Genomic DNA, 7,861 nt, shown 5'->3' with positions numbered 1-7,861 from the left:
GATTCTAATTTTTCTATATATTCTGTTCTGTCTATGTAATAATAATTCTGCATTATTACCCATTCAAAATTTTGTTTTCCATATGGTATTTTTTTTCTCATGGCTCACCTCCGAAATCTTCTCTTAATTACCCATAAAACCAAAAAATAATAATACGCAGGAGCTGTTCCTTTTTATATTATTTATATTATATCATATATACTTTACTATTTTTTGTTTAATTACTAAGAAGACAATTTGTCAAAATAACCAAAAATATGATAAAATAAAAGTAAATTGTTTAATAAAGGTGATAAAATGAAACTTTTTTATTTTGAAGGTAAAGATTTAAGCATTTCAATGAAAGGTTATGTTATAGGTAAAAATGATACAGAAGCATTAAAAAGCATTGATAAAGACATAGAAATAGAAAAATTCGAATACATAAAACATATAAACTTTAAAAAATTAAATCTAAAAGAACATACAAAACTCATAAAAATGCTAAAAGCTTTTATATCCTCAGGGCTAAACTTTTTCGATGCAATAATATACATCAGAGAAAATCAGGAAGTATCCCAGAGAATAAAAATAGCCCTTGATCTATTAATAAACAACATAAAATCTGGAATACCATATAAACAATCAATGGACATGAACATATACTTTGATTACGAATTTAGAAAACCGCTTTCAAAAGCGTCTGACAACAAAGAATTATTAAAAATGCTTGAAAGACTAGAAAATATATATACAAACAGGATAAAAAATTATAATGATATAAAAAATCTTCTAACATATCCAATAATGCTTTTTTCCGCATTAATAAGTTTATTATTATTTTTACAGTTTATAATTTCTCCAGTATTCAAAGAAACATTCAAAACAGAATTCAGTTTCACCGTTTCCTGGGTTTTGTTAGCTATAACCCTTTCATTAACAATAGCCATCATTATTTTTTTAAAAAACAAAAGTAAATTTGATGAAATATTATACAAATTGCCAATTATAGGGAAAATATATAGAAAATATTCATTATTAGAGTTTGTGGAAACAACAATGATATTCGTTGAAAGTGGCGACACCACATACACAGCCTTTGAAAAAACGGCAGAAATATTATCCTCTAAAAAATTAAAAGAAGAAATTATCAATGTATTAGCGCAACTTGAAGAAGGCAATAATATCATAGAAATCTTTAAAAAAACAGATTTAAAAGAAATGGTTTTCAGCATAACATTATCAAAAGATTTAAGTGACTTAAAAAAGCCCTTTGAAATATTAGAAGCGGAGTTGAATTTAGAAATAAATCAAGCAATACAAAAAATAAAAAAATTATTAGAACCAATGTTAATAATGATAATATCAATAATAATATTAGAGGTGGCGTATGGTTTTTATGGCGGTATATTCAACACAATAAATAATTTAGGAATATGAAAAAAGGATTTATACTATACGAACTACTAATTGTACTTCTTATCGAAAGTTTGCTTTTTATAAGCTTTTCAATAATAATAAAATACTCTTTTTTTGATGATTTAAAAAAGAGAATAGATTTTATTGAAATGATGGATTATTTTCTTCAAGTAAAATATCATTCAATAAACTTTGAAGATCAAAGCACAAAAATAGTAATCTCCAGCAAAAGCTATTTTGATGGAATAATATACAAAGAAATACCATACAAAACCACAGATTACACAAAAATATTTAAATATTATAATCTCATATTAAAAAGTCCAGGAAACACATTGAAAATAGGAAACGCAAATCTAGTAATATTACCAATAACATCATCATTTAGATGGAGTGGAATAGAATGGTAACCACAATATATTACAACAAAAAATTTTTATACAGATTTAAAAATAAAGGATTTGGAAATATAAAAGTAAATATAACAGATTATTATGGAATAATAAAAAACTTCCAAACAGAAAAAGAAATGAACAAATATATAATAAAAAACTCAAGAAACTTTGATATATCCACAAAAAAATTGAAATATATAGAATTAAAAAATAATATATATTATCTTTACATAACAAATTACATAAAAAAATTCAAACAATCATTATTTTACGACTACACAATACCATTAAATTATCTGCTCTGGACATATCTTGAAAAAAACAGTTATAACACTGAGTACATAACATTTACTGGAGAAAATAACAATATAATATTCCAGAAAATCGAGGAAAGCTATATATATGGCGTATATTCAAATAAAATCATGGGGGATGAAATAAACTTCAATGAAAATCTATTAATAAAAATAATAAAAAATATAAAAGGGGATTTCAAAAATGCTATTTATGTTTAAATCAAAAGTCAGGTATATACTAAACATAATATCTTGGTCAGCATTACTCATATCAATATTAATCCTTCCATTTTCATACTTCAAATTTCAAAACAACATATATTTAAACAAGATGAAACAAATAAAAACAAATGAAAAAATATTATCAGAATACAAATCAAGAATAAAATTAACAGAAAAATCAAACAAAGAACTATATAATTTCCTGGATTTTTTAGAACAAATAAAAACAAAAATATATTTACAGTCACTCAATTATACGCCTTCAACATTAAACGCAACAATATTAATAGAAGTAATAGACGGAATGAAAATAATATCACCATATCAAATAAAAGAAATAGGAACGCTGGATTTATCATACAAACAATATAAAATTCTGGAGATGAAAAAATGATTTACAGATACATCATCTCAGCAATAATAATAATCTTCTCATTATTTTTCATCTACCATTCTCCAGAAAAAATCACAAAACAAATATCAACACCAAAGTTTGTCGTTTCAAATATAAATGAAAATTACACATCATCAAAGATTACAAAAGACCAGTTAAATGAAATATTATCAAAACTAAAAGCGGAAAAAGGGGTTATAATTGAAGAACTAAAAATAAAAAACAATTATGATTTCATATCAAACAAAAACTACTCAATATATATAAAAAGAGAGATACCAGAAAACACAAAAACAATGCAGGATTATGAAAAATACAATTACAAAGTTTTTAATTTCTTAGAAATAGACATGGATAAAATCTGGAAAAATAGTGGTTACCTACAAACAAATTTCTTTCAATTCTCAGGAGTAATAGTAAAAAACAAACAAAAAAGAGCTTATATATACTTTAAAAACAACTTAAAAGAAATAAAAGAAGGAATGAATTTAGGAGATTATCACATACTAAAAATATATAACGACGGCGTATTATTATACAACAAACACGAAAAAAGATTTGAGGTGCTTAGATGAAGAAAATAATGATCTCATTTTTCCTAATATATGTCATAACACTTTTTTCCTATCAAATTAAAATAGACTATATTGAAAACGAGAACATAATAGAAATCTCAGAAACATCAACAAATATCACATATTTTGAAAATAATACAAAAACAAATCACAAAATAGAATTTAAACACACACAATTTGAAAAAAAGAATTACATATTACCAAAAGGTCCCATAAAATCAGTAAAAACATATGAAAACATAATAGAAATAACAACGCTATTCCCCACAAATATAGAAATTCAAAAAAACAATAAAATTATTATAAAAGCAAAAGGAAAAAAAGTATTAAACAACGAAATTTTTCAGTTTAAAAACATAAAAATAAAAGATTTACTCGACATATTATTAAAAGAATTAAATTTCAATGTATATTACATAACAGACATACCAGACAAAAACATATCATTAAACCTTAAAAACTTTTATCCAGAAGACCTATTCAGAATACTACTTGACTCAACGGGGATATATTACGACTACATAAGCACAAAAGATATATACATTTCGAAAAATTCATTATACAACGCTCAATATCCAATAATAAACTCAAAAGAAAAAATAAATGAAACAACTGATGAAATAGAAATAATTCAAACAAAAATAACAAATATAGAAAAATTAATCACCCTTATAAATCTGCAATACGCAAAACTAAATAACGAATTATACATATTAAAAGGAACAAAAGATAAAATAGAATTAATAAAAAACATAATATCAAATATACCAAAAACATCAAAACCAAAAATAAAAAAAGAAAAAGACCAAAAGCAAGAAATAAAAAACATAATATACAAGATATTCGAATATAGCCTTCCGCAAAAAGAAATAATAAAAGCATTCAACATAGAATATACAGATATTTCATCAAACATAATACTATTAAAAGGCTTTGAAACCGACATAACGCTTTTTGAAAATTATTACAACAAAGCCTTTGAAATATATAAAAAATCACAAAACAAATCTACACCAAAAACAAAACCTGAAAAAAAAATAAAAAAGGTTGAAATTACAGAAGAACCAACATACATAATAATAAAGTCAAAATATAAAATAGAAAAAATAGAACCAATGTTTAAATTAAACATACAAAATATAGACAAAAACATATATATCATCAAGGGTATAAAAAAAGAAATAGAAAAATTAAAAACGCTAAATGATAAAATAAATAACATACTTCCAACAAAAGAACCAACAAAAATCATAACAACACCCGCAAAAATTACAAAAGAACCAACAATAATAAACACAGAAATACCAATAGAAAACCTATCAGAAATGTTAAACCTGGAAATAAAAAAGATATTTGATAATGTTTATATAGTAAAAGGCGAAAAGGTTGATTTTTTAAAAAACATAATATCAAAAATCCAAGTCCCGAAAGAAACTAAAATTAATGAAAACAATAACATAAAAGACAAACAAAAAGAAGAAAAAATAGAAATAATAGAATCAAATTTAAACTTATTAGCATTTAATAAAATTTTTAAAGATACTATAATCCAAAAGATAGAAAAAAATTATATAATAAAAGGAACAGACGATGAAATAAAAATAATAAAAGAATTCAATGAAAAATACAATATTAAAGAAATTAAAAAAACATCAGCAATAACCCCAGTATCAACGCAAACATCAAACACAACAGAAAAAACAAAATATAAAACATTATATGAATTAACAGAAGAATATGCAAAAAACAACAATTTATCATTAATAAATGAAGACACACTTAAAAGCATAAAACTATATAACCCAGAAAATATCCAAAACATAGAAAAGATATTATCAAAAAATGGTTATTACCTTGAAAAAGAAAAAAATGTTATAATAGTAAAGAAAAGCATTCCACAAATAATATCAATAGAAATATCCATAGTCGACTCGTCTATACTCGAAGAAACAATACGTAAAATAGAATCAAAAATAACCTCAAAAAGCCTTATAGAATCAATAAGCCAAGGAATAATAAACCCATTATTATACAAAGAAATATTAGACACAGCATTTAATAGCAATAACACCAATTCAAAATCAAATTCAAGATTATTATCAAAACCAAAAATAATATTAAAATCTGGCACAAAAGCCACGTTTAAATCAGTATACAGAGTGCCAGTAATACAGGAAAATTCCATTCAATACATAGAAAGCGGTTTAACATTGGAAGTTCAAGCTAATTACCTAAAAGATACAGACTTAATAGATTTAGAGATAAATTTAAAAGTAGGAGAACCAGAAAAATCGGCTATTTCAGGTTACAATGCAGAAAATTCCAGAGAAATAAACACCAAAATGTTATTAAAAAACGGCTATGTAAGCATATTAGGTGGTTTGAAAATAATAAAAGAAGAAAAGTTAAACACAGGCATTCCCTTTTTAAAGGATTTGCCAATAATAGGTTTTCTCTTCAAAACAAATGAACAAAGGAACAGAGAATATGACTTAAACCTTTTTATATGGCCCAAATTAGTAAATTACGGGGGCGATTAAAATGACAAGATACCCGGTGGTATCAGGAACATTTTATCCCAAAGATAAAAATGAATTAATAGAAATTATGGAAGAATTTTTCCCAATATTACCAGAAACGCCAAAAAATTATATAAAACCAACAGGATTAATATCTCCACATGCTGGTTACATATTCTCAGGAAAAACTGCTTCATATGGATATTATGAAATATTCAAAAAAGGTGAAATAAAAACTGTTATAATTATTGGACCTAATCATACAGGTGTAGGTCCAAATATTTCTGTGTATCCAGAAGGTACATGGATTACACCATTTGGAACAATAGAAATAGATGAAAAAGCCAAAAAAATAATATCAAAATTACAAATAATCGGAGACTATTCAGCTCATCAATACGAACATTCAATAGAAGTGCAATTGCCATTTTTGCAATACCTATACGGAAATGACTTTAAAATCATACCAATAGTAATGGGAGATCAAAGTTTAAAAACATCAAAAAAATTAGCAGAAGCGTTAAAAGAAATTATTGACGAAGGAACATTAATAGTGGCATCAAGTGATTTAAATCATTACGAAGAACATGAAATAACAATGAAAAAAGGTGAAATAATAATAAAGGCATTAAGAAATAAAGATCCAGAAGAATTATATAATAACATAAAAGAACACCAGATAACAGCATGTGGCTATGGTTGTATAAACACATTATTATACATGAATTTTGAAAAAATAAGAATTATACATCACACAACCAGCGCAGAAGCGTTTGGAGATTACAATCAAACAGTAGGCTATCTTTCTGCAATATTCGAAGGTAGCGAGTAATGCGGAGGTAAATATTTACCCTGCAAATATTTAAAGGGTTTAATATTTTTTATTAAAATCTCAAATTAAAAATCCGAATCCTCACCGGAGGTGTGTTATGAGAAGATTCTGCACAAGTGGTCCTGTTGATAAAAAGACTTGTTATTATGTAGAAAGACCAGATGTAATGAAAGAAGCGCTTGATCATATAGAAAATTGGAGATATTTTACAGTATCAGCTCCAAGACAAACAGGAAAGACAACATTGTTAAATGATATTGTTGAAAAAACAAAAGAAAAATATTTACCTATTTTTATATCTTTTGAGGATTATGATGGCTTAGAAAATGAAAAAGAGTTTATAGAAGTATTTTTAGAAGATATAATAAAAAAATTAAAAAATCAAAATATAAAAATAGGAATAAAAAAGGAAGAATATAAAAATGTAAGGGAAATAAACAAGATTATAGACGAAATACATGAAGCAACAAAAAAAGAAGTAGTATTAATGATAGATGAATTTGAAAAATTTGATAATGAAAAATTAATGAACAAATTTTTACATACGATAAGAAAAATATATCATGATAGGGAAATATACAGACTCAGAAGTGTAATATTAATAAGCGTAGGATATCTAAGCGGAATATTAGAAGACAACGCTAGTCCGTTCAACATAGCAGAACATTTGGAAGTGCCATACTTTACAAAAGAACAAGTATATGATTTACTTTCACAACACGAAAAAGAAACAGGACAAATATTTGATGAAAAAGTAAAAGAATTAATATGGCATAATGCAGCAGGACAACCTGGATTAACCAATGGTCTTGCATATGATTTAGTAATGAAAAAAGCTAAAGGTGAAAATATTATAACTGAAAAGCATTTTGAAAAAACTTTATATGATTATATGAGAGTATATATAGATAAAAATATATCTAATATAATAAACAAAGCAACTAAAGAAAAAGAATTAATGATGAAAATATTATTTGAACCAAATAATGTGGAATTTAATATATATTATGAAAACATAAAATTCTTATATTTAAATGGAGTAATAGACAATTGTGAAGGTATATGCTGTGTGAAAGTTCCTTTGTATTACAAAGCATTATATGCAAGATTCAAACCAGAAATTAATGGTGAAAAAACTTATATGGCAACAATAAAAGATACAATAAAACCATATCTAAAAGAAGACGGAACACTTGATTTGAATAAATTAATGAAAAGATATATAAGATA

Annotated in this window: 9 protein-coding genes; 8 read left to right on the top strand and 1 reads right to left on the bottom strand. The window is 24.8% G+C overall.

The annotated features are described in order from the left end of the window. Nucleotides 1-101, bottom strand: a 101-nt coding sequence (locus tag BUA62_RS11865; protein WP_159429529.1) for an AAA family ATPase, incomplete at its 3' end; no start/stop codon positions are given. 196 nt (nucleotides 102-297) lie between these two features. Between BUA62_RS11865 and BUA62_RS10740 the strand changes: the two genes are divergently transcribed. The 8 genes from BUA62_RS10740 to BUA62_RS10705 form a co-directional block, all read left to right on the top strand. Next, nucleotides 298-1,419 (top strand): type II secretion system F family protein, encoded by a 1,122-nt coding sequence (locus tag BUA62_RS10740; protein WP_072866047.1) that lies wholly within the window; start codon nucleotides 298-300, stop codon nucleotides 1,417-1,419. Beyond that, nucleotides 1,416-1,808: a hypothetical protein gene (locus BUA62_RS10735; RefSeq protein ID WP_072866046.1), complete on the top strand. Its 393-nt coding sequence runs from the start codon at nucleotides 1,416-1,418 to the stop codon at nucleotides 1,806-1,808. Before BUA62_RS10740 ends, BUA62_RS10735 begins: the two co-directional genes overlap by 4 nt. After that, complete coding sequence (locus BUA62_RS10730) at nucleotides 1,802-2,308, top strand: hypothetical protein (protein WP_072866045.1); 507 nt, start codon at nucleotides 1,802-1,804, stop codon at nucleotides 2,306-2,308. Before BUA62_RS10735 ends, BUA62_RS10730 begins: the two co-directional genes overlap by 7 nt. Next, the gene (locus tag BUA62_RS10725; RefSeq protein ID WP_072866044.1) at nucleotides 2,292-2,705 is read left to right on the top strand and encodes a hypothetical protein; all 414 of its coding nucleotides are present in this window, start codon (nucleotides 2,292-2,294) and stop codon (nucleotides 2,703-2,705) included. The genes BUA62_RS10730 and BUA62_RS10725 overlap by 17 nt, the downstream gene beginning before the upstream one ends. Continuing rightward, nucleotides 2,702-3,280: a hypothetical protein gene (locus tag BUA62_RS10720; protein WP_072866043.1), complete on the top strand. Its 579-nt coding sequence runs from the start codon at nucleotides 2,702-2,704 to the stop codon at nucleotides 3,278-3,280. The genes BUA62_RS10725 and BUA62_RS10720 overlap by 4 nt, the downstream gene beginning before the upstream one ends. Further along, the gene (locus BUA62_RS10715; RefSeq protein WP_072866042.1) at nucleotides 3,277-5,820 is read left to right on the top strand and encodes a hypothetical protein; all 2,544 of its coding nucleotides are present in this window, start codon (nucleotides 3,277-3,279) and stop codon (nucleotides 5,818-5,820) included. The genes BUA62_RS10720 and BUA62_RS10715 overlap by 4 nt, the downstream gene beginning before the upstream one ends. Nucleotide 5,821: 1 nt before the next feature. Beyond that, entirely contained in the window at nucleotides 5,822-6,631 is an 810-nt protein-coding gene (gene amrB, locus BUA62_RS10710) for an AmmeMemoRadiSam system protein B (RefSeq protein WP_072866041.1), read from the top strand. A gap of 97 nt (nucleotides 6,632-6,728) precedes the next feature. Then, a partial coding sequence (locus BUA62_RS10705; protein WP_072866040.1) for an AAA-like domain-containing protein occupies nucleotides 6,729-7,861 on the top strand: 1,133 nt, incomplete at its 3' end.

Origin of the sequence: Marinitoga hydrogenitolerans DSM 16785 (assembly GCF_900129175.1) — a bacterium.
Classification (GTDB): domain Bacteria; phylum Thermotogota; class Thermotogae; order Petrotogales; family Petrotogaceae; genus Marinitoga; species Marinitoga hydrogenitolerans.
This window is presented reverse-complemented; position numbering and strand designations above follow the sequence as displayed.

Excerpts from the sequence above, each read along its gene's own strand:
- BUA62_RS10720 (WP_072866043.1), top strand. The coding sequence starts at position 2,702 with ATGATTTACAGATACATCATCTCAGCAATAATAATAATCTTCTCATTA.
- amrB (WP_072866041.1), top strand. The coding sequence starts at position 5,822 with ATGACAAGATACCCGGTGGTATCAGGAACATTTTATCCCAAAGATAAA.
- BUA62_RS10730 (WP_072866045.1), top strand. The coding sequence starts at position 1,802 with ATGGTAACCACAATATATTACAACAAAAAATTTTTATACAGATTTAAA.
- BUA62_RS10725 (WP_072866044.1), top strand. The coding sequence starts at position 2,292 with ATGCTATTTATGTTTAAATCAAAAGTCAGGTATATACTAAACATAATA.
- BUA62_RS10735 (WP_072866046.1), top strand. The coding sequence starts at position 1,416 with ATGAAAAAAGGATTTATACTATACGAACTACTAATTGTACTTCTTATC.
- BUA62_RS10740 (WP_072866047.1), top strand. The coding sequence starts at position 298 with ATGAAACTTTTTTATTTTGAAGGTAAAGATTTAAGCATTTCAATGAAA.
- BUA62_RS10715 (WP_072866042.1), top strand. The coding sequence starts at position 3,277 with ATGAAGAAAATAATGATCTCATTTTTCCTAATATATGTCATAACACTT.